This is a genomic window from Paracoccus sp. J55, from assembly GCF_000513975.1.
In the GTDB taxonomy this organism is placed as follows: Bacteria; Pseudomonadota; Alphaproteobacteria; order Rhodobacterales; family Rhodobacteraceae; genus Paracoccus.
Genome location: NZ_AZVA01000003.1, coordinates 103,795 through 126,548, shown reverse-complemented (window position 1 = coordinate 126,548; position 22,754 = coordinate 103,795). Strand labels below are relative to the sequence as shown.

22 protein-coding genes are annotated in these 22,754 nt (G+C 67.5%); 8 read left to right on the top strand and 14 right to left on the bottom strand.

Annotated features, from left to right (window positions below; translation table 11 throughout):
• The 6 genes from PARJ55_RS0104520 to uvrA all read right to left on the bottom strand — a co-directional run bounded on the left by PARJ55_RS0104520 (position 1) and on the right by uvrA (position 5,350).
• Positions 1 to 432, bottom strand: coding sequence for a thioesterase family protein (locus tag PARJ55_RS0104520; protein WP_028711932.1), 432 nt, complete (start codon positions 430 to 432; stop codon positions 1 to 3).
• Positions 429 to 1,052: an NADH-quinone oxidoreductase subunit C gene (locus PARJ55_RS0104515; RefSeq protein WP_028711931.1), complete on the bottom strand. Its 624-nt coding sequence runs from the start codon at positions 1,050 to 1,052 to the stop codon at positions 429 to 431. Before PARJ55_RS0104515 ends, PARJ55_RS0104520 begins: the two co-directional genes overlap by 4 nt.
• A gap of 3 nt (positions 1,053 to 1,055) precedes the next feature.
• Complete coding sequence (locus PARJ55_RS0104510) at positions 1,056 to 1,580, bottom strand: NADH-quinone oxidoreductase subunit B family protein (RefSeq protein ID WP_028711930.1); 525 nt, start codon at positions 1,578 to 1,580, stop codon at positions 1,056 to 1,058.
• On the bottom strand, positions 1,580 to 1,945 hold the full coding sequence (locus PARJ55_RS0104505) for an NADH-quinone oxidoreductase subunit A (RefSeq protein WP_028711929.1): 366 nt from the start codon (positions 1,943 to 1,945) through the stop codon (positions 1,580 to 1,582). Before PARJ55_RS0104505 ends, PARJ55_RS0104510 begins: the two co-directional genes overlap by 1 nt.
• A 178-nt stretch (positions 1,946 to 2,123) precedes the next feature.
• Positions 2,124 to 2,495: a DUF4260 domain-containing protein gene (locus tag PARJ55_RS0104500; protein ID WP_028711928.1), complete on the bottom strand. Its 372-nt coding sequence runs from the start codon at positions 2,493 to 2,495 to the stop codon at positions 2,124 to 2,126.
• Positions 2,492 to 5,350: an excinuclease ABC subunit UvrA gene (uvrA, locus tag PARJ55_RS0104495; protein ID WP_028711927.1), complete on the bottom strand. Its 2,859-nt coding sequence runs from the start codon at positions 5,348 to 5,350 to the stop codon at positions 2,492 to 2,494. The genes PARJ55_RS0104500 and uvrA overlap by 4 nt, the downstream gene beginning before the upstream one ends.
• A gap of 145 nt (positions 5,351 to 5,495) precedes the next feature.
• On the opposite strand from uvrA, the gene PARJ55_RS0104490 reads away from it, so the two are divergent.
• Positions 5,496 to 5,849, top strand: coding sequence for a GFA family protein (locus PARJ55_RS0104490; protein WP_028711926.1), 354 nt, complete (start codon positions 5,496 to 5,498; stop codon positions 5,847 to 5,849).
• Here the strand turns inward: PARJ55_RS0104490 and moaA are convergent.
• Complete coding sequence (gene moaA / locus PARJ55_RS0104485) at positions 5,846 to 6,880, bottom strand: GTP 3',8-cyclase MoaA (protein ID WP_051416150.1); 1,035 nt, start codon at positions 6,878 to 6,880, stop codon at positions 5,846 to 5,848. The two genes, PARJ55_RS0104490 and moaA, sit on opposite strands and share 4 nt — an antisense overlap.
• Positions 6,881 to 7,002: 122 nt before the next feature.
• On the opposite strand from moaA, the gene PARJ55_RS0104480 reads away from it, so the two are divergent.
• Entirely contained in the window at positions 7,003 to 7,551 is a 549-nt protein-coding gene (locus PARJ55_RS0104480) for a hypothetical protein (protein WP_028711924.1), read from the top strand.
• On the opposite strand, the gene PARJ55_RS0104475 is transcribed toward PARJ55_RS0104480, so the two are convergent.
• The 3 genes from PARJ55_RS0104475 to glmU all read right to left on the bottom strand — a co-directional run bounded on the left by PARJ55_RS0104475 (position 7,539) and on the right by glmU (position 11,490).
• A complete protein-coding gene (locus PARJ55_RS0104475; RefSeq protein ID WP_028711923.1) occupies positions 7,539 to 8,249 on the bottom strand; it encodes a DNA alkylation repair protein in 711 nt (236 codons plus the stop codon). The genes PARJ55_RS0104480 and PARJ55_RS0104475 overlap by 13 nt on opposite strands.
• A gap of 79 nt (positions 8,250 to 8,328) precedes the next feature.
• A complete protein-coding gene (gene glmS / locus PARJ55_RS0104470) occupies positions 8,329 to 10,146 on the bottom strand; it encodes a glutamine--fructose-6-phosphate transaminase (isomerizing) (protein WP_028711922.1) in 1,818 nt (605 codons plus the stop codon).
• A 3-nt stretch (positions 10,147 to 10,149) separates the two neighbouring features.
• Entirely contained in the window at positions 10,150 to 11,490 is a 1,341-nt protein-coding gene (gene glmU, locus PARJ55_RS0104465; RefSeq protein WP_028711921.1) for a bifunctional UDP-N-acetylglucosamine diphosphorylase/glucosamine-1-phosphate N-acetyltransferase GlmU, read from the bottom strand.
• A gap of 104 nt (positions 11,491 to 11,594) precedes the next feature.
• Here glmU and PARJ55_RS0104460 point away from each other — a divergent pair, with 104 nt between their 5' ends.
• On the top strand, positions 11,595 to 12,269 hold the full coding sequence (locus PARJ55_RS0104460; RefSeq protein WP_028711920.1) for an HAD-IA family hydrolase: 675 nt from the start codon (positions 11,595 to 11,597) through the stop codon (positions 12,267 to 12,269).
• Between the two features lie 66 nt (positions 12,270 to 12,335).
• On the opposite strand, the gene bfr is transcribed toward PARJ55_RS0104460, so the two are convergent.
• Positions 12,336 to 12,821, bottom strand: coding sequence for a bacterioferritin (gene bfr, locus PARJ55_RS0104455; protein ID WP_028711919.1), 486 nt, complete (start codon positions 12,819 to 12,821; stop codon positions 12,336 to 12,338).
• Complete coding sequence (locus tag PARJ55_RS23225) at positions 12,769 to 13,059, bottom strand: bacterioferritin-associated ferredoxin (RefSeq protein WP_084637777.1); 291 nt, start codon at positions 13,057 to 13,059, stop codon at positions 12,769 to 12,771. Before PARJ55_RS23225 ends, bfr begins: the two co-directional genes overlap by 53 nt.
• A gap of 119 nt (positions 13,060 to 13,178) precedes the next feature.
• On the opposite strand from PARJ55_RS23225, the gene queA reads away from it, so the two are divergent.
• From queA to lpdA, 4 genes are read left to right on the top strand one after another with little or no spacing between them, the layout of a single operon-like run.
• Positions 13,179 to 14,234 (top strand): tRNA preQ1(34) S-adenosylmethionine ribosyltransferase-isomerase QueA, encoded by a 1,056-nt coding sequence (gene queA, locus PARJ55_RS0104450; protein WP_028711918.1) that lies wholly within the window; start codon positions 13,179 to 13,181, stop codon positions 14,232 to 14,234.
• Entirely contained in the window at positions 14,234 to 15,484 is a 1,251-nt protein-coding gene (locus PARJ55_RS0104445; protein ID WP_028711917.1) for an MFS transporter, read from the top strand. Before queA ends, PARJ55_RS0104445 begins: the two co-directional genes overlap by 1 nt.
• Positions 15,485 to 15,540: 56 nt before the next feature.
• Positions 15,541 to 16,122, top strand: coding sequence for a DUF924 family protein (locus tag PARJ55_RS0104440; protein WP_028711916.1), 582 nt, complete (start codon positions 15,541 to 15,543; stop codon positions 16,120 to 16,122).
• A gap of 45 nt (positions 16,123 to 16,167) precedes the next feature.
• Positions 16,168 to 17,559 (top strand): dihydrolipoyl dehydrogenase, encoded by a 1,392-nt coding sequence (lpdA, locus tag PARJ55_RS0104435; RefSeq protein WP_028711915.1) that lies wholly within the window; start codon positions 16,168 to 16,170, stop codon positions 17,557 to 17,559.
• An 87-nt stretch (positions 17,560 to 17,646) separates the two neighbouring features.
• Here lpdA and PARJ55_RS0104430 read toward each other — a convergent pair whose 3' ends face one another.
• A complete protein-coding gene (locus PARJ55_RS0104430) occupies positions 17,647 to 18,816 on the bottom strand; it encodes a M20 aminoacylase family protein (protein WP_028711914.1) in 1,170 nt (389 codons plus the stop codon).
• A gap of 96 nt (positions 18,817 to 18,912) precedes the next feature.
• On the bottom strand, positions 18,913 to 20,742 hold the full coding sequence (locus PARJ55_RS0104425) for an ABC transporter ATP-binding protein (protein ID WP_028711913.1): 1,830 nt from the start codon (positions 20,740 to 20,742) through the stop codon (positions 18,913 to 18,915).
• 232 nt (positions 20,743 to 20,974) lie between these two features.
• Here PARJ55_RS0104425 and PARJ55_RS0104420 point away from each other — a divergent pair, with 232 nt between their 5' ends.
• Complete coding sequence (locus PARJ55_RS0104420) at positions 20,975 to 22,690, top strand: peptide ABC transporter substrate-binding protein (protein WP_028711912.1); 1,716 nt, start codon at positions 20,975 to 20,977, stop codon at positions 22,688 to 22,690.
• Positions 22,691 to 22,754: the final 64 nt, after the last annotated feature.

The following is a 22,754-nucleotide window of genomic DNA, read 5'->3' as shown; positions in this document are numbered from 1 at the left end:
TCATCCCTCCAGCCCGGCCTTGGCGCGCTTCGCCTCGAGCCGGTCGTTGAATTTCGCGGTGTTGATCAGCGCGCGGCGGTGCCGGCCCGCGCCGATGCGGTCGACCCCGTCATGGGCTACGACCTTGAACCAGATGAAGCGGCCGTCGATCTCCTCGACCTCGGTCTCGACCGTCACCGCCTGTCCGGGCAGGGTCGGGGCGCTGTGGTCCACATCGACATGGACGCCCAGCGAATCCTCGCCGTCCTCGTAATAGGGGCGCAGCTGTTCGACGCAGGCCCATTCCATCAGCCCGACCATCTTGGCCGTGGCGAAGACCGCCGGCATCCGCGGAAAGGCGCCCCGGTCCGAGAACAGCGCGCGCACGGTATCGCCCTCGGCCACCGTCATGCTGAAGCGGGCGCGGGCGCCGGGGGTCAGGCCGGGTTTCACTTCTTCGCCTCCGGCGCCTTCTCGTCGCCCGGAAGCACGTATTTCGCGCCCTCCCACGGGGACAGGAAGTCGAACTGGCGGTATTCCTGCACCAGGTTCACCGGCTCGTAGACCACGCGCTTGTCGATGTCGCTCCAGCGCACCTCGACATAGCCGGTGGTCGGGAAATCCTTGCGCAGCGGATGGCCGCGGAAACCGTAATCGGTCAGGATGCGGCGCAGGTCCGGATGGCCCGAGAACAGGATGCCGAACAGGTCGAAGACCTCGCGCTCATACCAGCCGGCCCCGGGAAAGACGCCGGTCAGGCTGGGGACCAGCTCGTCCTCGCGCACCTGGACCTTCACCCGGATGCGCTGGTTCTGATACATCGACAGCAGATGATAGACCACGTCGAAGCGCACCGGCCGCGCCGGGTTGTCCACCGCCGTGATGTCGATCAGCGTCGAGAAGCGGCAGTTCGGATCGTTGCGCAGGAACTCGATCAGGCCGATCACGCCCGACAGCGTGGCATTCACCGTCAGCTCGCCAAAGGCGATCTGGGTCGAGATCACGTCGCTTTCCCGGCGCAGGGAGATGTGCTCGGCCAGTTCCAGCAGGGCTTCGTCAGAGACGTCGGACATGGCTCACCTCACCAGCGTGCCGGTGCGCCGGATGCGGCGCTGAAGTTGCAGGATGCCGTAAAGCAGCGCCTCGGCGGTGGGCGGGCAGCCCGGGACATAGATGTCCACCGGCACGATACGGTCGCAGCCGCGCACCACCGAATAGGAATAGTGGTAATAGCCGCCGCCATTGGCGCAGCTGCCCATGCTGATGACGTAGCGCGGCTCGGGCATCTGGTCATAGACCTTGCGCAGCGCCGGCGCCATCTTGTTGGTCAGCGTGCCCGCGACGATCATCAGGTCCGACTGGCGCGGGCTGGCGCGCGGCGCGGTGCCGAAGCGTTCCAGGTCGTAGCGCGGCATCGAGGTCTGCATCATCTCGACCGCGCAGCAGGCCAGGCCGAAGGTCATCCAGTGCAGCGAGCCGTTGCGCGCCCAGTTGATGATGTCCTCGGTCGTGGTCAGCAGGAAGCCCTTGTCCTGCAATTCGCGGTTCAGCTCGGCCGTGGCGAATTCACGGTCGGCGCCCGCGGTGTTCAGGCCGGTCATCACGCCCATTCCAGCGCCCCTTTCTTCCATTCATAGGCAAAGCCCACGGTCAGGACCGCCAGGAACACCATCATACCCCAGAAAGCCACGTCCGACAGGCTACCGAAGCTCACCGCCCAGGGAAACAGGAAGGCCACTTCCAGGTCGAAGATAATGAACAGGATCGACACCAGATAGAAGCGGACGTCGAACTTCATCCGCGCATCGTCGAAGGCGTTGAAGCCGCATTCATAGGCGCTGACCTTTTCCGGGTCCGGGTTGCGCACGGCGATCACCGCGGCCGCCAGAATCAGCACGATGGCAAGCGCCGAGGCCATTCCCAGAAAAACCAGGATCGGCAGGTATTCTTGCAGCAGATATTCCACTGGGTTGGGCTCCCTTTCGCTCGCAGGAACCCGACTGGCGCCCCGCGATGGGTTTGGCTAAGGTCCGTTTATCCCCGGTCGCGGATATGGTCAACGGTGCCACCCCGCGTCAGACCGGCTTTGCAACCGCTGCGACGCGAGAAAACCGCAGGTCACGGCACGGGATTTTCAAGGTATTTTACTCGGCTTCCCGGCCGATTCGACCCAGATGCGTGTCGTGAAAGCCCGAGGGCGATTTCAGCCCGTATCCCAGCATCCGGTCGAAGCCGACATGCGCCAGCCAGAGCCCGCCGCCGGCGATCAGCCCGGTCGATCCCAGCGCCACGCCCAGCACCATCAGCAGGAAGGGCAGCGCATAGAGATGGCCCAGGTTGTAAAGCGCCGCGCCGGTGCGCGGGCCGGCCAGATAGCCGGCCATCGTCAGATCCGGCGCCAGCAGGATCGCCAGCCAGGCCAGCACCCCCCAGCCCGGAGAAGCCAGCGCCGCGACGGCGAGCCCGCCAAGCGCCAGTCCCGCGCCCTCGGCCCGCTGCCACAGCACCGGGCTCATTCCGCCGCCCGGCTGCGCGGGGCGCCAAGCATGGGCGCCAGATAGCGGCCGGTATGGCTTGCTTCGACCTTGGCCACGTCCTCGGGCGTGCCGGTGGCGACGATGCGGCCGCCGCCGTCCCCGCCCTCGGGGCCGATGTCGATGATCCAGTCGGCGGTCTTGATGACGTCGAGGTTATGCTCGATCACCACCACCGTATTGCCTTGGTCGACCAGGGAATGCAGCACTTCCAGCAGCTTGCGCACATCCTCGAAATGCAGGCCCGTGGTCGGTTCGTCCAGGATATACAGCGTCTTGCCGGTGGCGCGGCGCGACAGTTCCTTGGACAGCTTTACCCGCTGCGCCTCGCCGCCCGAGAGCGTGGTGGCCTGCTGGCCGACCTTGATATAGCCCAGCCCCACCTCGACCAGCGCGTCCATCTTTTCGCGGATCGAGGGCACGGCCTTGAAGAATTCCTGCGCGTCCTCGACCGTCATGTCCAGCACGTCGGCGATGGACTTGCCCTTGAAGGTCACCTCAAGCGTCTCGCGGTTGTAGCGTTTGCCCTTGCAGGTCTCGCAGGTGACATAGACGTCGGGCAGGAAATGCATCTCGATCTTGATGACGCCGTCGCCCTGGCAGGCCTCGCAGCGGCCGCCCTTGACGTTGAAGCTGAAGCGGCCCGGCTTGTAGCCGCGCGCCTTCGCCTCGGGCAGGCCGGCGAACCAGTCGCGGATCGGGGTGAAGGCGCCGGTATAGGTCGCCGGGTTGCTGCGCGGCGTGCGGCCGATGGGCCTCTGGTCGATGTCGATCACCTTGTCCAGCAGCTCCAGCCCCTTGATCGTCTCGCAGGGCGCGGGGGTCTGGCGTGCGCCATTAAGCCGCAGGCTCGCCGTCTTGAACAGGGTCTCGATGGTGAGCGTCGACTTGCCGCCGCCCGAGACGCCGGTGACGCAGACGAACTTGCCCAGCGGGAATTCGGCGGTGACGTTCTTGAGGTTGTTGCCGGTGGCGCCGACCACCTTCACCGCCTTGCCATTGCCCTTGCGGCGCTCGGCCGGCACGGCGATTTCGCGCGCGCCGGACAGATACTGGCCGGTCAGGCTGCAGGGATCGGCGGCGATCTCGGCCGGGGTGCCGCGGGCAACCACCTGGCCGCCATGCACGCCCGCGCCCGGCCCCATGTCGAAGACGTAATCGGCATGGCGGATCGCGTCCTCGTCATGCTCGACCACCAGCACCGAATTGCCCTGGTCGCGCAGCCCCTTCAGCGTCGAGAGCAGCCGGTCGTTGTCGCGCTGATGCAGACCGATCGAGGGCTCGTCCAGCACGTAAAGCACCCCGGTCAGCCCCGAGCCGATCTGGCTGGCCAGGCGGATGCGCTGGCTTTCGCCGCCCGACAGCGTGCCCGCCGCGCGGGACAGGGTCAGGTAGTCGAGACCCACGTTCACCAGGAAGCCCAGCCGCTCGCGAATCTCCTTGAGAATGGCGGCGGCGATCTCGTTCTTCTGCTTGGTCAGGTGCTTCGGCGCCGCCTCGACCCAGGCCAGCGCCTCGCGGATCGACAGTTCGGTGACATTGCCGATATGCGCGCCCGCGATCCTGACCGCCAGCGCCTCGGGCTTCAGCCGGTAGCCCTCGCAGGCGCCGCAGGGCCGGTTGTTCTGGTATTTCTCGAACTCCTCGCGCACCCAGGCCGAGTCGCTTTCGCGCAGCCGCCGCTCCATGTTCGGGATCACGCCCTCGAACTGGCGGGTGACCTCGTAGACCCGGCCGGCATCGTCGAAGCGGAACGGGATCTCGTCCTGGCCCGAGCCGCGCAGGAACATCTGGCGCACCGATTCCGGCAGGTCCTTCCATGGCGTCTTCTTGTCGAAGCCGTAGAACTTGGCCAGAGCGTTGACAGTCCGGGTCAGATAGGCCGATTTCGACTTGGCCCAAGGCGCGATCGCACCCTGCGCCACCGACAACGCCGAATCGGGCACCACCAGCCGCTCGTCGAAGAACAGCTCGACCCCCAGCCCGTCGCAGACCGGACAGGCCCCGAAGGGCGCGTTAAAGGAAAACAGCCGCGGCTCGATCTCGGGGATGGTGAAGCCGCTGACCGGGCAGGCGAAATTCTCGGAGAAGGTGATGCGCTCGGCTTCACCTTCGGAGGGCGCGGTTTCCAGCACCGCGATGCCGTCGGCCAGGTCCAGCGCGGTGCGGAAGCTGTCGGCCAGCCGCGTCTCCATGCCCTCGCGCACGACGATGCGATCCACGACGACGTCGATATTGTGGCGGAATCTCTTGTCGAGGGTCGGCGGCTCGTCCAGCTCGTGGAACTGGCCGTTCACCTTGACGCGCTGGAAGCCCTGCTTCCGCAGCTCAAGGAATTCCCTTTTATATTCGCCCTTGCGGTCGCGGACGATGGGCGCCAGCAGATAGGCGCGCGTGCCCTCGGGCAGCTCCATCACCCGGTCCACCATGTCCTGCACCTGCTGCGCCTCGATGGGCAGGCCGGTCGCCGGCGAATAGGGCGTGCCGGCGCGGGCAAACAGCAGCCGCAGATAGTCGTAGATCTCGGTCACCGTGCCGACGGTCGAGCGGGGGTTCTTCGAGGTCGTCTTCTGCTCGATGGAAATCGCCGGCGACAGGCCGCTGATATGGTCGACATCCGGCTTGCCCATCATGTCGAGAAACTGCCGGGCATAGGCCGACAGGCTTTCGACATAGCGCCTCTGCCCCTCGGCATAGATGGTGTCGAAGGCGAGGCTGGACTTGCCCGAGCCCGACAGGCCGGTGATCACCACCAGCTGGTCGCGCGGGATGTCCATGTCCACGTTCTTCAGATTGTGCTCGCGCGCGCCGCGAACCTCGATGAACTTCTGTTCCATCGCGCCAGTCCTGATTCCGCCAAGCGCATCAGATAGGCATCCGCGCCGAAATGGCAACCCGGAACGGAACAACTCGGGAACATTTCTGCTTGCGGCGCCGGGTCCCCTGCCCCACCATGCAGGTGAGTCGCGAAAGGAGGCGCCGATGAGCCGACAGCATTACAAGGGCAGCTGCCAATGCGGCAGCGTCGCCTATGAGGTCGATGCCGATCTGGACCAGACCTTCACCTGCAACTGCTCGCGCTGCCAGCGGCTGGGCTTCGTGCTGGCCTTCGTGCCGCGGGCGGATTTCCACCTGACCAGCGACGGGCCGGTGACGGAATACCTGTTCAACCGCAAGCAGATCCACCACCGCTTCTGCCCGACCTGCGGCGTGGAATCCTATGCCTTCGGCACCGGACCGGACGGGGCCGAGATGGTGGCGGTGAACGTGAATTGCCTGGAAGGGGTCGATCCGCGCGCGCTGGCCAGCCAGGCGGTGGACGGGGCCAGCTCCTAGCCGCCGGTATGGCTCATGAAGCGGCTGACCTGGCCGGCGACATGCCGGCGGGAATAGTCGAAATCGTGGCCCTTCGGCTTGCGGGCGATGGCCTCGCGGATGGCATCGCGCAGCGGCGCGTCGCTTTGGCTGGCGCGCAGCGGCGCGCGCAGGTCGGCGCGGTCCTCCTGGCCCAGGCACATGAACAGCTCGCCCGTGCAGGTGACGCGGACGCGGTTGCAGCTTTCGCAGAAATTATGCGTCAGCGGGGTGATGAAGCCGATCTTCTGCCCGGTTTCCTCAAGCCGGACATAGCGCGCCGGCCCGCCGGTCCGTTCGGCCAGCAGGGTCAGGGTGAAGCGTTCCGCCAGCCGGTCGCGCAGGTCGGACAGCGCCCAATACTGGTCAAGCCGCTGCTCCTCGCCCATCTCGCCCATGGGCATGACCTCGATGAAGGTCAGGTCGTGGTCATTGGCGGCACACCAGTCGGCCAGGCGGAACAGCTCGTCCTCGTTGAAGCCCTTCAGCGCCACGGTGTTGATCTTGACCCGCATGCCGGCGGCTTTCGCGGCCTCGATGCCCTGCAGGACCTGCGGCAATCGGCCCCAGCGGGTGATCCGGGCGAAACGCTCCTCGTCCAGCGTGTCCAGCGAGACATTGACCCGCCGCACGCCGCAATCGGCCAGCTCAGCCGCGAATCGCGCCAGTTGGCTGCCGTTGGTGGTCAGCGTCAATTCGTCCAGGCCGGCGCCCAGGTGCCGCGACATGGCGCGAAAGAATTCCATGATGTTGCGCCGCACCAGGGGCTCGCCGCCGGTCACGCGCAGCTTGCGCACGCCCAGGCAGACAAAGGCGGAACACAGCCGGTCCAGTTCCTCCAGCGTCAGCAGGTCGCGTTTGGGCAGGAACTGCATGTGCTCGGCCATGCAATAGGTGCAGCGGAAATCGCAGCGGTCCGTCACCGATACCCGAAGATAGGTGATCGGCCTGGCAAAGGGGTCTATCAGCGGGGCCTGCGCGTCCATGCCGCAAAGATAGGACGGGGCCCGCATCGGCACAAGCCGGCCGATCCGTTAATACTGTCGTAACCACGAATGGAAGCTCGGGTGGACAGAGGGGCGCCGGCGGGTCTAGCCTCGACCCGACCGCACAGGCAAGACGAGGGGAACCGCCCATGACCAAGCCGATCCTGCGCCTTCTGGGCGCGCTGACGCTGCTGGCTCTGGCCGCCTGCACCCAGAACCCGCAGACGGGGGATGCGCCCGCCGGCCGGGTGATGGACAGCATGATCGACCCCGCGACCGGCCAGCCGGTGATCCCGGGCCCGGTCCTGACCGGCACGGCGCCGCGCACGCCGGGCAAGACGCTCAGCACCGCCTCGCCCCCCGCGCCCGCCGCCCGCACCGCGGCGGAATTCGACACCACGACGCGCGAACAAAGGGCCGCGGCGGCCGCCGCACCGACCACGGGGGAACGCCGGCTCGGCACCACCATCGCTTCGCTCGGCGATCCGTCGCAGCCGGGCTTCTGGATCAAGACGCCGCTGGCGAAGTCCGAATCGGAGGGTCGGATCGTGAACCCGGCGAACGGCAAATCCGCCAAGGTGCGGCTGATCCCGATGGGCGGCCCGGCCAGCGGCGGCAGCCAGGTCTCGCTGCCGGCGCTGCAGCTGATCGGCGTCAGCCTGACCGACCTGCCCACCATCGAGGTCTATGGCAGCTGAGCGCCGCCGCCCGGCAAGCCCTTGCGATTCTCGGGCAGCCACCGCCCTGCCTCGCGCCGGGCAAAGGGCTTCAGCCGCGCCCCATCCGCCGCCAGCCAGTCGCGGACGCGTTGCGGATCATGCTTGGAGAGATCGCGCAGCCACCAGCCAATGGCCTTCTGGATGAACCATTCCCGGTCCTCGGCCAGACGCGCGAGCCAGGACAGCACCCGCTCGCGCCGTTCCAGATCCTGCGGCTTGGGGTTGCGGATGCGCGTCCAGGGCAAGGTCCCGACCAGGGCCGCGCGCCGCACCCACAGGCTGGGATGATCCAGCCACAGCGCGACCTCGTCGAGCCGCGCCGGCTCGGCCAGCAACCGCCGCTCGCCCGCCTTCATGGCGTGATCGGCGATCGCCCAGCCATCGAATTGCGGCACCCAGCCGGCGATCAGCCGCCAGACCGCTTCGTCCGGCCGGATGCGCGCCTGGGTCAGTAGCTTCGCCGCCGCGATCCGCGCCTCATGCACGTCGCTGTCCCAGAGCCGCCGCGCCAGATCGACCCGCGCCGGCACATCTCTGCCCTCGCGCCAGCCGCGGGCCAGCGCGTCGATCTCGGGCACGGCGACGCCCAGATAGACCCGCGGCGCCTTGTGATAGGCCGCCATCCCGGCCGCCTTGCCGGCATCGCCGCGCGCCTTCAGCTCGTCCAGTTCCCGCATCTTCTCTGTTTTCCAAATACTCCCGGGGGAGCCCTCGCCGGCCCCGTCGAGGGGCCTGCGAGGGCGGGGGCAGAGCCCCCTACTCCACCGTCACCGATTTCGCCAGGTTGCGCGGCTGGTCCACGTCGGTGCCCTTGGCCACCGCGGTGTGATAGGCCAGATATTGCATCGGCACCGCGTAAAGGATCGGCTGGAACAGCCCGCCGCCCGCAGGCATCGCCAGCCCGGCCCGGACGCCCTGGCCGCCAGTCGCCAGCCCGTCGGCATCCGAGATCAGCAACACCTGGCCGTGCCGCGCCATGACCTCCTGCATGTTCGAGACGGTCTTTTCGAACAGCCCGTCGCGCGGCGCCAGCACCACCACCGGCACATTGCGGTCGATCAGCGCGATGGGCCCGTGCTTCAACTCTCCCGAGGCGTAGCCCTCGGCATGGATATAGCTCAGCTCCTTGAGCTTCAGCGCGCCTTCCAGCGCCACCGGGTAAAGCGGCCCGCGGCCCAGATACAGCACGTCCTGCGCCTCGGAAAGCCAGCCGGCCAGGCGGCGGCATTCGTCGCTGACCGCCAGCGCCTGGTTCAGCAGGCCCGGCAGCGCGCGCAGATCCGCCAGATGCGCCGCCAGCTCGGCCTCCGTCAGCCGGCCGCGATCCCGCGCCGCCTTCAGCGCCAGCACCGCCAGCACCGCCAGCTGGCAGGTGAAAGCCTTCGATGAGGCCACCCCGACCTCGATCCCCGCCAGCGTCGGCAGGGCGATGTCGGCGTCGCGTGCGATGGCCGAGGTGCCGACATTCACCACCCCCACCGTCCGCGCCACCTTGTCCCGGGCATAATGCAGCGCCGCCAGCGTGTCCGCCGTCTCGCCCGACTGGCTGACGAAGATCGCCCAGCTTTGCGGCGAAAGCGGCGGCTCGCGATAGCGGAACTCGGACGCCACATCCAGGTCGCAGGGCAGGCCCGCGAGCGATTCGAACCAATAGCGCGCGACATGCGCCGCATAGAAGGCGGTGCCGCAGCCGACCAGGGTCAGACGGTCCACGTCGCGGAAATCCAGCGCCTCGGGCAGGACGATCCGGTCGCCCTTGATGTAGTGGTTCAGCGCATCGCCCAACACCACCGGCTGCTCGGCGATCTCCTTGGCCATGAAATGCCGGTAGCCGCCCTTGTCGATCTGGGTCGCGCCGACGTCGATCTGCTGGATCTCGCGATTGGCGGGGCGGCCCTCGGCGTCGAAGATCTCGGCGCCCGAACGGCGGATGATCGCATGGTCGCCGTCTTCCAGATAGGTGATCCGGTCGGTGAAGGGCGCCAGCGCCACGGCATCCGAGCCGATGAACATCTCGCCCTCACCATGGCCCACGGCCAGCGGGCTGCCCTTGCGGGCGGCGATCATCAGGTCGGGCTCGCCCTCGAACAGGAAGGCCAGCGCGAAGGCGCCATGCAGGCGCGCCAAAGTCGCCCGCGCCGCCTCGACCGGCGACAGGCCCTGGCCCATGTGCCAGGCGGTCAGCAGCGCCACCGTCTCGGTATCGGTCTGCGATTCCGGCTGCAGCCCCAGCGCCACCACCTCGTCGCGCAGCTCGCGGAAATTCTCGATGATGCCGTTATGGACCACCGCGACGGGACCGCGGCGATGCGGATGGGCATTGGCTTCGGTCGCCGCGCCATGGGTGGCCCAGCGGGTATGGCCGATGCCGGCATGGCCGGTCAGCGGCTCATGCACCAGCCGGTCGGACAGGTTCACCAGCTTGCCCACCGCCCGGCGACGGTCCAGCCGTCCCTCGGCATCCACCGTCGCCACGCCGGCGCTGTCATAGCCGCGATATTCCAGCCGCTTCAGCGCCTCGACCAGCTGGGGCGAAACTTCGTGATCGCCGAGAATGCCGATGATGCCGCACATGGGTCAGTTCCCCTTCTTCTGGCGCAGGGCCTGCATCAGCCGCGTGGCGAGGCCGGGCTTGGTGATCTGGCGCGCGCGTCCCAGCGCCAGCGCGTCGTCCGGCACGTCCTGGGTGATGACCGAGCCCGAGCCGGTCATCGCCCGCGCCCCCACCCGCACCGGCGCCACCAGCATGGTGTCCGAGCCGATGAAGGCATGGGCGCCGATCTCGGTCCGGTGCTTGCCGACGCCGTCGTAATTGCAGGTGATGGTGCCGGCGCCGATATTCGTCGCCTCGCCGACATGGGCGTCGCCGAGATAGGTCAGGTGGCCGACCTTGACGCCCTCGTCCAGCACGGCGTTCTTGATCTCGACGAAATTGCCGACATGCACGTCGCCGCCCAGCTCCGCCCCGGGCCGCAGCCGGGCGAAGGGGCCGACCGTGGCGCCGGCGCTGACATGGCAGCCTTCCAGATGGCAGAAGGGCAGGATCTCGGCGCCGCTTTCGACGGTCACGCCGGGGCCGAAGACTACGTTCTGCCCGATCACCGCGTCGCGGCCGATGCAGGTGTCGAGCGCGAACCAGACCGTCGCCGGATCGCTCAGCGTCACGCCGTCCTCCAGCGCCCGGGCGCGGGCGCGGGCCTGGAAGGCGGCCTCGGCCTGCGCCAGTTCGGCGCGGGTGTTGATGCCCAGCGTCTCGGATTCGTCGCAGGTCACCACCTCGACCCGGTGGCCGGCGGCGCGGGCCAGTTCGGGAATGTCGGTCAGGTAGTATTCGCCCGCCGCGTTGCGGTTGCCGATCCGGGGCAGGAATTCGCGCAACAGCGCCGCATCCGCCGCCAGCACGCCGGAATTGACCAGGCGGATGGCGCGCGTCGCCTCGTCGGCGTCCTTGTATTCGACGATGCGCTCCAGCCCCTCGGGGCCGGTGACCAGCCGGCCGTAGCGGCCGGGATCGGCGGCCTCGAAGCCCAGCACCACCACGTCGGCGGCATGGCTGGCAAGATTGGCCAGGGTTTCCTCGCCGATGAAGGGGGTGTCGCCGTAAAGCACGATCACCCGGCCCTCGAACCCTTCCAGCAGCGGCATGGCCTGGCGCACGGCATGGGCGGTGCCGAGCTGCTCTTCCTGCAGGGCGATGCGTGCCTCGGGGTCCAGCTTCGCCACCGCCTTGGCCACCGCCTCGGCGCCATGGCCGGCGACCACGATCACCTCTTCGGGTTCCAGCAGGCGGCCGGTGGCCAGCGCGTGCCCGACCAGCGGCACGCCGCCCAGCCGGTGCAGCACCTTGGGCAGGTCCGACTGCATGCGGCTGCCCTGTCCAGCGGCCAGCACGATCAGCGCGACGGGTTTCTCGGTCATCTCTGCCCTCTTGCCTGTTCCTTATCCTTGCCGGGCGTTCTACCTAGAGGGCGGCGGTCGGGAAAGGCCCCGGCGGATCAAACATCTTGACGGAAGGTTACAGCATGGCGGGAACGGTGGTCTTCGATCTGGACGGCACGCTGGCCGATACATCCGGCGACCTGATCGCGGCGGCCAATGCCTGCTTCCATGCCCGCGGCCTGGGCGCATTGCTGGATCCCCTCGAGGACGCGCTGATCGCCTTTCACGGCGGCCGCGCCATGCTGCGCGAGGGCTATGCGCGGCTGCCCGGCGACACCATCCTGCCGCCCGGCGCCGAGGACGAGGATTATCCGCGCCTGCTGGGCCATTACGGCGAGGCGATCGCCATCCACACCCGGCTCTATCCCGGGGCCGAGGCGGCGCTGGACCGGCTGGCCGAGGCCGGCCACCGGCTGGCGGTCTGCACCAACAAGCCCGCCGCGCTGGCCGAGACGCTGCTGCGCGAACTGGGCATCCGCGACCGGTTCGCGGCCATGATCGGCGCCGACACGCTGCCGGTGCGCAAGCCCGATCCCCGCCCCTATCAGGCCGCGGTCGAAACGGCGGGCGGCAAGGTGGCGCAATCCTTCCTGGTCGGCGATACCGAGACCGACCGCAGGACCGCCGCCGCCGCCGGCGTCAAGGTCGCGCTGGTCGCCTTCGGCCCCGAGGGCGAGGCGCTGCGCAGGCTGGCGCCCGAGGCGATGCTGGCGCATTTCGACGACCTGCCGCGGCTGGCCGCCGACTGGCTGGCCTGAGCCAAAGTGAAAGGGGGCCGCGACGGGCCCCCTGATGCGCGGAATTGCCCCGGGACGGGACGGCCCCTATTCGGCCTCGTCGGCGGATTTGGCGTTGAGCTGGCCGTAGTTCTGCGCCCCGATCTCTTCGTAAAGGCCCAGCTGGGTTTCGAGGAAGTCGATATGCCCCTCTTCATCGGTCAGCAGCGCGTCGAACAGGTTCTTGCTGACGTAATCCCCGACCTTGTCGCAATATTCCCGCGCTTCGATGTAAAGGGTGCGGGCATCGTATTCGGCCGCCAGGTCGGATTCCAGCGTTTCCTTGAGGTTCTGGCCGATCCGCAGCGGGTCCAGCTTTTGCAGGTTGGGATGGCCTTCCAGGAAAATGATTCGCTGGATCAGCCGATCCGCGTGATGCATTTCCTCGATGGATTCGGCGCGCGACTTGTCGGCGACCTTGCCGTAACCCCAGTCCTCTTGCAGCCGGTAGTGCAGCCAATACTGGCTGACCGCGGTGAGTTCAGACCGTAGCGCTGCGTTGAGATACTCGATGACCTTTGCGTCGCCCTTCATGGCTTACCCCTGTGCGGTTGGCTTTCAGCCCCCGAAGGATGGGGGGCACGGCCAGATTATCGCATCCGCGCATGGTGTCCAGAAACAAAGGCATACAGCTCCCGCAATCGGCGCGCTTGCCGAGTGCGTGGTAGATCTTGCCGGGGGTGATGATCGTTTCGGGGTCCGCGGCACGCATCCAGTCAATGGCGGCCTTGATGTCGTGGTCCGAAATCTGGGTGCAGTGGCAGACGATCATTTACTCACCTCGGTTGGGCAAAACTTACCCATTTCCTCGGATAAGTAAAGCCTGAGTTTTTCACTTTGTGATGAAGCCCGCCTTGACGCTTCCGGACGGCGCGGACAGAACCTAAGCCCATGAAGCTGGACGATTTCGATTTTCACCTGCCCGAGACGCTGATCGCGACCCGCCCGGCACGGCCGCGTTCCTCGGCGCGGCTGCTGCTGGCGCAGGGCGATTCGATTCGCGACCTGCACGTGCGCGACCTTGTCGACCTGCTGGGACCGGGCGACCTGCTGGTGCTGAACGACACCAAGGTCATCCCGGCGCGGCTGAACGGCACCCGCGCCCGCCAGACCCCGCAGGGCGAGGCGGTGGCGAAGGTCGAGGTCACGCTGCTGGAACCCGTCGCCAATGGCTGGAAGGCGCTGGCGAAACCGCTGCGCAAGCTGAAGCCGGGCGAGGTGATCCGCTTCGGCGCGGCGCTGTCCGCCGAGGTGGCCGGGATCGCCGGGGGCGAGCTGACCCTGCGCTTCGACGCCACGGGCGAGGCGTTCGATGCCGCGCTGGCGCAGGTCGGCGCCATGCCGCTGCCGCCCTATATCGCCGCGCTGCGGGCGCCCGACGAGGCCGATCGCGAGGATTACCAGACCGTCTGGGCGCGGCGCTCGGGCGCCGTGGCCGCGCCGACCGCCAGCCTGCATTTCGACCGCGACCTGCTGGAGCGGCTGGCCGCCCGCGGCGTGCGCTTCGCCCATGTCACCCTGCATGTCGGCGCCGGCACCTTCCTGCCGGTCAAGGTCGAGGACGTGACCACCCACAAGATGCACGGCGAATGGGGCGAGGTCACGCCCGAGGCCGCCGCGGCGATCAACGCCACCCGCGCAGAAGGCGGGCGGGTGATCCCGGTCGGCACCACGGCGCTGCGCCTGATCGAATCGGCGGCCGCCGAGGACGGCACCGTGCAGCCCTTCCAGGGCGTTACGGAAATCTTCATCTATCCCGGCTATCGCTTCCGCGTGACGGATGCGCTGATGACCAATTTCCACCTGCCGAAATCGACCCTGCTGATGCTGGTCAGCGCCCTGATGGGGCCGGACCGCATCCGCGGCATCTATCGCCATGCGGTGGAATCGGGCTATCGCTTCTTCAGCTATGGCGACGCCTCCCTGCTGATTCCGAAGGACCCGTGATGCTGACCGTGCTGCGCACCACCTGGCCATTGCTTCTGGGCATCCTGCTCTTGATGGTCGGGAACGGCATGCAGGGCACGCTTCTGGGCATCCGCGGCAAGATCGAGGGCATTTCGACCACCCAGATGTCGGTGGTCATGTCGGCCTATTTCGGCGGCTTCCTGCTGGGCTCGCGCGTGGTGCCGGAACTGATCCGCAAGGTCGGCCATGTGCGGGTCTTTGCCGCGCTCGGCTCGCTGATTTCCTCGGTGCTGATCCTTTACGCAGCGGCGCCGCACTGGATCTCGTGGTCGCTGATGCGGCTGCTGATCGGCTTCTGCTTCTCGGGCGTCTACATCACCGCGGAAAGCTGGCTGAACGCCGGCACCACCAACGAGAACCGCGGCCAGGCCATGTCGGCCTATATGATCATGCAGATGCTGGGCATCATCTCGGCGCAGTTCCTGATGAACACGGCCGATCCGGCGGGCTATCTGCTGTTCGTGATCCCCTCGGTCCTGGTCAGCGTCTCCTTCCTGCCGATCCTGCTTTCGACGCAGCCCGCGCCGCAATTCTCGACCCTGAAGCGCATGAGCTTCGGCAGCCTGTTCCGCGTCTCGCCGCTGGGCTGCATCGGCATCTTCCTGATGGGCGGGGTGTTCTCGGCGCTGTTCGGCATGGCCTCGGTCTGGGGCTCGACCAAGGGCCTTTCGGTGCGCGAGATCTCGGCCTTCGTCGCCGCGATCTATGCCGGGGGGCTGTTGCTGCAGTACCCGATCGGCTGGCTTTCGGACCATGGCGACCGGCGCTTCATCGTGCTGGGCCTGTCGGTTCTGGGCGCGGCGGTCAGCCTGGCCACGGTGACGCTGCAGCCGGGCATCTGGGGCCTGCTGCTGGCCGCGGCGCTGATCGGCGGCGTGGCCAATCCGGTCTATTCGCTGCTCCTGGCCTATACCAACGATTTCCTGGACAACAGCGACATGGCCGCCGCCTCGGCCGGGCTGCTGTTCATCAACGGCATCGGCGCCATGGCCGGGCCGCTGATCACCGGCTGGCTGATGTCGCTGCTGGGCCCGGACGGGTTCTGGGTCTATATCGGCCTGCTGCTGGCGATGCTGGCCTTCTATGCCGGCTGGCGCCGCACCCGCCGTCCGGCGGCCCCGGTGGCGGATCAGCAGAGCTTCGCGGTCATCGCCCCCTCGGCCACCCCCGTCGCGGTCGAGGCGGCGCTGGAAACCGCCAGCTCGGACGACGCCGACAAACCCGCCTGACGGGGTTGCGGCGCGCCGCCGGCTCTGCAACCATCCGGGAAAACGGAGGGCGCAGCATGACCGACACCGTGACACCCGAAAGCATCAACCGCTTCTGGCTCGACGAGATCGGCGAGAAGGGCTGGTATGTCCGCTCGGACGCGCTGGACGACACCATCCGCCAACGCTTCCTGCCGGTCTGGGAGCGCGCCGCCGATCTGGCGCCCGGCTGGGCCCGGACGCCCGAGGGCGCGCTGGCCGCGCTGATCCTGACCGACCAGTTCCCGCGCAACATGTTCCGCGAGGATGCCCGCGCCTTCGACACCGACCCCCTGGCCCGCAGCCTGGCCCGCGAGGCCGTCGAGAACGGCTTCCACCTGCGCATCGAGCCGCCCGGCCGGCAGTTCTTCTACCTGCCCTTCGAGCATTCCGAGGACCTGGCCGACCAGGACCGCGCCGTCAGCCTCTTCGCCGAGTTCATGCCCGGCGAGAACCTGCGCCATGCCGAGCTGCATCGCGACACCATAGCCAAATTCGGCCGCTTCCCCTGGCGCAACGCGGCGCTGAAGCGCGTGCCCACGGCGGCGGAAACCCGCGTGATGGAGGCCGGCGGCTATGGCGCGCTGGTCGCCGGCAAGCTGTCGCTTGCTGACCTCTGAAAAATGGTTTAACGCTGAACTATCTTTTTTGATAGGGGGACATCCATGGCGCAGAGCTTCGACATGGTGGTGATCGGTTCCGGCCCTGGCGGCTATGTCTGCGCCATCCGCGGCGCGCAGCTGGGGCTGAAGGTGGCCTGTATCGAGCGCGAGCATCTGGGCGGCATCTGCCTGAACTGGGGCTGCATCCCGACCAAGGCGCTGCTGCGCTCGGCCGAGGTCTTTCACCTCATGCACCGCGCCAAGGAATTCGGCCTCTCGGCGGACAAGATCGGCTACGAGCTCGGTGCCGTGGTGCAACGCTCGCGCGGCGTGGCCAAGCATCTCGCCGGCGGCGTCGGCCACCTGCTGAAAAAGAACAAGGTCACCGTCATCATGGGCGAGGCCAGCCTCACCGCCCCCGGCAAGATCAGCGTCAAGACCGACAAGGGCAGCGAAGAGATCACGGGCAAGGCCATCGTGCTGGCCACCGGCGCCCGTGCCCGCGAGCTGCCGGGGCTGGAACCGGACGGCGACCTGGTCTGGAACTACAAGCACGCCCTGCAGCCGCCGCGGATGCCGAAAAAGCTGCTGGTCATCGGCTCGGGCGCCATCGGCATCGAATTCGCCAGCTTCTTCAACACGCTGGGCGCCGACACCACGGTGGTCGAGGTCATGGATCGCGTGCTGCCGGTCGAGGATGCCGAGATCTCGGCGCTGGCCAAGAAGCAATTCGTCAAGCAGGGCATGAAGATCCTGGAAAAGGCCGCGGTCAAGAAGCTCGACCGCGCCAAGGGCAAGGTCACCGCCCATATCGAGATGGGCGGCAAGACCGAGACGCATGAGTTTGACACGGTGATCTCGGCCGTCGGCATCGTCGGCAATGTCGAAAACCTCGGCCTGGAAAAGCTGGGCGCCAAGATCGACCGCACCCATGTCGTCACCGACGAATATTGCCGCACGGGGGTCGAGGGGCTCTATGCCATCGGCGACGTGGCCGGCGCGCCCTGGCTGGCGCACAAGGCCAGCCATGAAGGCGTCATGGTGGCCGAACTGATCGCCGGCGGGCACCCGCATCCGATCAAGCCGAACTCGATCCCCGGCTGCACCTATTGCAACCCGCAGGTCGCCTCCGTCGGCCTGACCGAGGAAAAGGCCAAGGCCGCGGGCTACGAGGTCAAGGTCGGCCGCTTCCCCTTCATCGGCAACGGCAAGGCCATCGCGCTTGGAGAGCCCGAGGGCCTGATCAAGACCGTCTTCGACGCCAAGACCGGCGAGCTTCTGGGGGCCCACATGGTCGGCGCGGAAGTCACCGAACTGATCCAGGGCTATGTCGTCGGCCGCACGCTGGAAACCACCGAGGCCGAGCTGATGGAAACGGTCTTTCCGCACCCGACGCTTTCCGAGATGCTGCACGAGGCCACGCTCTCGGCCTATGGCCGCGCGATCCATTTCTGAACGACAAAGGGGCCTCGCGGCCCCTTGATTTCTCCGTTTCACAAATACTCTCGGGGGTCCGGGGGCAGACAGCCCCCGGTCCGGCCGTCACGCCGGGATCGGCATCCGCGCCTCGACCATGCCGGCATACCAGCTCGACCCCGCCGGAATCGCATTGTCGTCGAAGTCATAGGCCGGGTGATGCACCATCGCCGTGTCGCCATTGCCGACGAAGATATAGGCGCCGGGCCGTTCATTCAGCATATAGCTGAAATCCTCGCCCGCCATCAGCGGCTCCATCTCCATGTTCACCTCGCCCGCCACCTGGCGCGCCACCTCGGCCGCGAATCCGGTGGCTTCCGGGTGGTTCATCGTCACCGGATAGCCGCGGTCATAGCGCACCTCGGCCGTGGCGCCGAAGGCGGCGGCGACATTTCCCGCGACGCGCTTGATGCCCTCTTCCAGCTGGTCGCGCACCTCGGGCGCGAGGCTGCGGGCGGTGCCCTTCAGCTTCACCACCTGCGGGATGACGTTATGCGCGGTCGAATCAGTCTCGACCACGCAGACCGAGACCACGCCGCTCTTCAGCGGATCGACATTGCGCGACACCACCGATTGCAGCGCCACGATGATCTGCGCCGCGACCAGAAGCGTGTCGATGGCCTCATGCGGCTTGGCGGCATGGCCGCCCTTGCCGGTGACCAGGATGTCGAACTGGTCGGCGGCGGCCATCATCGCGCCCTCGCGGATGGCGAAGCTGCCCACCGGATAGCCGGGCATGTTGTGCATGCCATAGAATTCCTGGATGCCCCAGCGATCGACCAGCCCGTCCTGCACCATGGCCAGGCCCCCCGCCCCGCCCTCTTCGGCGGGCTGGAAGATCACCACGGCGGTGCCGTCGAAATTCCGCGTCTCGGCCAGGTATTTCGCCGCGCCCAGCAGCATGGCGGTATGGCCGTCATGGCCGCAGGCATGCATGACCCCCGGATTCTTCGAGGCATATTCCGCACCGGTCTGTTCCTTGATCGGCAGCGCATCCATATCGGCGCGCAGCCCGATCACCCGGCCGCTGCTGTCGCTGCGGCCCTTGATGACGCCGACCACACCGGTGCGGCCGACGCCCTCGGTGACCTCGTCCACGCCGAAGCTGCGCAGCAGCTCGGCCACCCGGCCGGCGGTGCGATGGACCTGATAGTCAAGCTCGGGGTTCTGGTGAAAGTCGCGGCGCCAAGCGGTGATCTCGGGCAGCAATTCGGCAAAGCGGTTCTTGACGGGCATGTGACGATCTCCTTCGGCCCGCAGGTTACGCCTTTCGCCCCGCGCCGCAAGGCCGTGCAGGCCGGCAATACGCAAGGCGACGCCGATGCCCGCGCCTCAGCCATGCGTCACCGGCTCGGTCAGCACCAGATGGCCGGGCGCGACCTCGGCATAGGTCGAGGGCAGCGGGACGTAGCCGATGGGCTGGATCGGCGAGGGGATCGGGCGGAAGCGCAGATCCTCGCTGATCTTGCGGCGGCGCGGATCGGCGACCGGGACAGCGGCCATGAGCTGGCGGGTATAGCTGTGCTGCGGATTCTCGAACACCTGCCGGCGGCTGCCGATCTCGACGATGCGGCCCAGATACATGACCGCGACATGGTGGCTGACCCGCTCGACCACCGCCATGTCATGGCTGATGAACAGCATCGAGATGCCCAGGTCGCGCTGCAGTTCCATCAGCAGGTTCAGCACCTGCGCCTGGACCGAGACATCCAGCGCCGAGACCGCCTCGTCCGCCACGATCAGCTTGGGGTCCAGCGCCAGGGCGCGGGCGATGGCGATGCGCTGGCGCTGGCCGCCGGACATCTCGTGCGGGTAACGCTTCATGAAGCCGCGCGGCAGCTCCACCCGGTCGAAGAGCTGGGCGATGCGGTCGCGGCGCTCGGTGCGGTTGCCGATGCCATAGTTCAGCATCGGCTCCTCGATCTGGTCCAGCAGCCGCATCTGCGGGTCGAGGCTGGCGAAAGGATCCTGGAAGATCATCTGCATGTCGCGCCGCGCCTTGCGCAGATCGCGGGTGCCAAGCGCCAGGATGTCGCGTCCGCCCAGGCTGACCTGTCCCGATGTCGGCTCGACCAGCCGCAGGATCGAGCGGCCGGTGGTGGACTTGCCGCAGCCCGATTCGCCGACCAGCGACAGGGTCTCGCCGGCATTGACGGTGAAGCTGACGTCCTCGACCGCATGGACCTGGGCCACGGTGCGGCGCAGGATGCCGCCCTTGACCGGGAAGCGGGTGCAGAGATGCCTGACCTCCAGCAGCGGCTCGGGGGTGCGGGGGACGACCGGCTCGGGCCGGGCCGCCTGCCCTTCGCGCATCAGCCGCATCGGCTCGGGCGCGTCGCGGCCGGCCATCTCGCCCAGCCGCGGCACGGCGGCCAGCAGCGCCTGGGTATAGGGCTCGCGCGGGGCCTCGAAGATCTGCTCGACCGGGCCTTCCTCGACCTTGTTGCCGCGGAACATGACCACGACGCGGTCGGCCATCTGCGCCACCACCGCCATGTCATGGGTGATGAACAGCACCGCCATGCCGGTTTCGCGCTTCAGCCGGTCGATCAGCGCCAGGATCTCGGCCTGGATGGTCACGTCCAGCGCCGTGGTCGGCTCGTCGCAGATCAACAGGCGCGGCCGGCAGGCCATGGCCATGGCGATGACGACGCGCTGGCGCATGCCGCCGGACAGCTCGTGCGGGTATTGCCGCAGCCGCCGCTCAGGCTCGGGGATGCGCACCTCGGCCAGAAGCTCCAGCGCCCGGGCGCGGGCTTCGCGCCGCGACAGGCCGCGATGCACCATCAGCCCTTCCGAGAGTTGCTCGCCCACGGTGAAAACCGGGTTCAGCGCCGTCATCGGCTCCTGGAAGATCATCGCTATCTCGTTGCCGCGGATGTCGCGCATGGCGGCGGGCGGGGCCTTGGCCAGGTCGACTTCGCCCCGCTCGCGCTGGAAAAGCAGCCGGCCCTGGGCGATCTCGCCGCCGCCGAACTCGACCAGCCGCATCAAGGACAGCGAACTGACCGACTTGCCCGAGCCGGATTCGCCCACCACGCAAAGGCATTCGCCGGGCCGGATGTCGAAGGACAGCGACTCGACCCCGGTAACCGGGCCGTCATGGGTCTGGAATTCGACCCGCAATCCCTCGACCCGGACCAGCGGCTTTCCGTCCAGCATCCGCACCCCCTGACCATTGCCCGACCATTGTTGCGGCATTCAGGCTAATGCCCCGCCGTCACATTGCAATCGCAAAGCGGGGCGGGAACTTGTTTCTTGCTTTTCATCCGGGACCTGTCTGAAACTCGGCGCATCCGAGGGACAGCAAGACCGGGGAAACGGCAGAAGGCAAAACACCACCGGAACCGGCAGCGCCAGAGGTCCCGCGCAGATCCACCGACAGGAGAGAGCGATGAAACTGAAAACCCTGATGCTGGGCGCGGCGGCAACCACCGCCTTTGCCGCCGCCATGACCCCCGCCGCCTTTGCCGCGCGGGGCGCCGACGGGCAGGTGAACGTCATCATGTGGCAGGCACCCTCGACGATGAATCCCTACCTCTCGGCCGGCACCAAGGACATCATTGCCAGTTCCATCGCGCTTGAGCCGCTGGCGAGCTTCACCACCGAGGGCACCATCGAGCCGCGGCTGGCGGCCGAGCTGCCCTCGGTCGAGAACGGCGGCATCGCCGAGGACCTGAAAAGCGTCACCTGGAAACTGAAGCCGGGGATCAAATGGGCCGACGGCAGCCCCTTCACCGCCGAGGACGTGGCCTTCACCGCCGCCTATTGCATGGACCCCTCGGGCGGCTGCGCGCAGCTGGCGAAGTTCGAGGGCGTCGAAAAGGTCGAGGCGGTGGACGAGCTGACGGTGAAGATCACCTTCGTCTCGCCGCGGCCCGACCCGTTCTCGGCCTTCGTGGGGGCGCAGTCGCCGGTGCTGCAAAAGGCGCAGTTCGAGAACTGCACCGGCGAGAAGGCCCCGACCTGCACCCAGCAGAACTTCAACCCCGTCGGCACCGGCCCGTTCAAGGTGGTCGAGTTCCGCACCAACGACACCATCACCTTCGAGGCGAACCCGGAATATCGCGACCCCGAAAAGCCCGCCTTCGCCCGGCTGGTGGTCAAGGGCGGCGGCGATGCGGCGGCGGCGGCGCGTTCCGTGCTGGAGACGGGCGAATTCGACTATGCCTGGAACACCCAGCTGGCCCCCGACGTGATCGCCGGCATGGAGGCGGCCGGCAAGGGCCAGAACGTCGCCGCCTTCGGCTCTCTGGTCGAGCGCATCCATGTGAACCTGACCGATCCCTCCTCGGACCTGCCCGAGGGCGAACGCTCCACCGCCAAGCATCCGCACCCGATCCTGACCGATGCCAATGTCCGCAAGGCGCTGTCCATGGCCATCGACCGCGAGCTGCTGACCGAGCTCGGCTATGGCCCGGCCGGCCAGCCGACCTGCAACCTGGTGCCGGCGCCGGCGGCCTGGGCCTCGGACAATACCGAATGCCTGACCCAGGACATCGAGGGCGCCAAGAAGCTGCTGGACGAGTCCGGCTGGACGCCCGGCGCAGGCGGTATCCGTGAAAAGGACGGCAAGCGGCTGAGCTTCGTGTTCCAGTCCTCGGTCAACGCGGTGCGGCAGGACTTCCAGGCACTGATCAAGCAATGGTGGTCCGAGATCGGCGTCGAGACCGAGCTGAAGACGGTCGACCCTTCGGTGTTCTTCGGCGGCGACGCGGGATCGCCCGACACCTTCCAGAAGTTCTATGCCGATATCGAGATGTACGCCAACAACTTCGAAGGCAACAACCCCGAGCCCTATCTGGCGCGCCAGACCTGCGACAAGATCCCCGGTCCGGAAAACCAGTGGCAGGGCGAGAACACCAGCCGCTATTGCGACCCGGAATTCGACAGGCTGATCGGCGAGATGACGCAGATCGTCGATCCGGCCGAGCGCGGCGCCATGGGTCGCAAGCTGAACGACATGCTGACCAAGGACAGCAATGCCGTCATTCCGCTGGTCTATCGCGGCACCGCCTCGGCCGTGTCGAACACGCTGGGCGGCGTCAAGCTGAACGCCTGGGACAGCGAGCTGTGGAACGTCGCGGACTGGCATCGCATCAAGCAATAGGCCATGCTGGCGAAAGACCGGCCCCGTCGCGGGGGCCGGCCCCTGACCCGTCAACAGGCTGAAA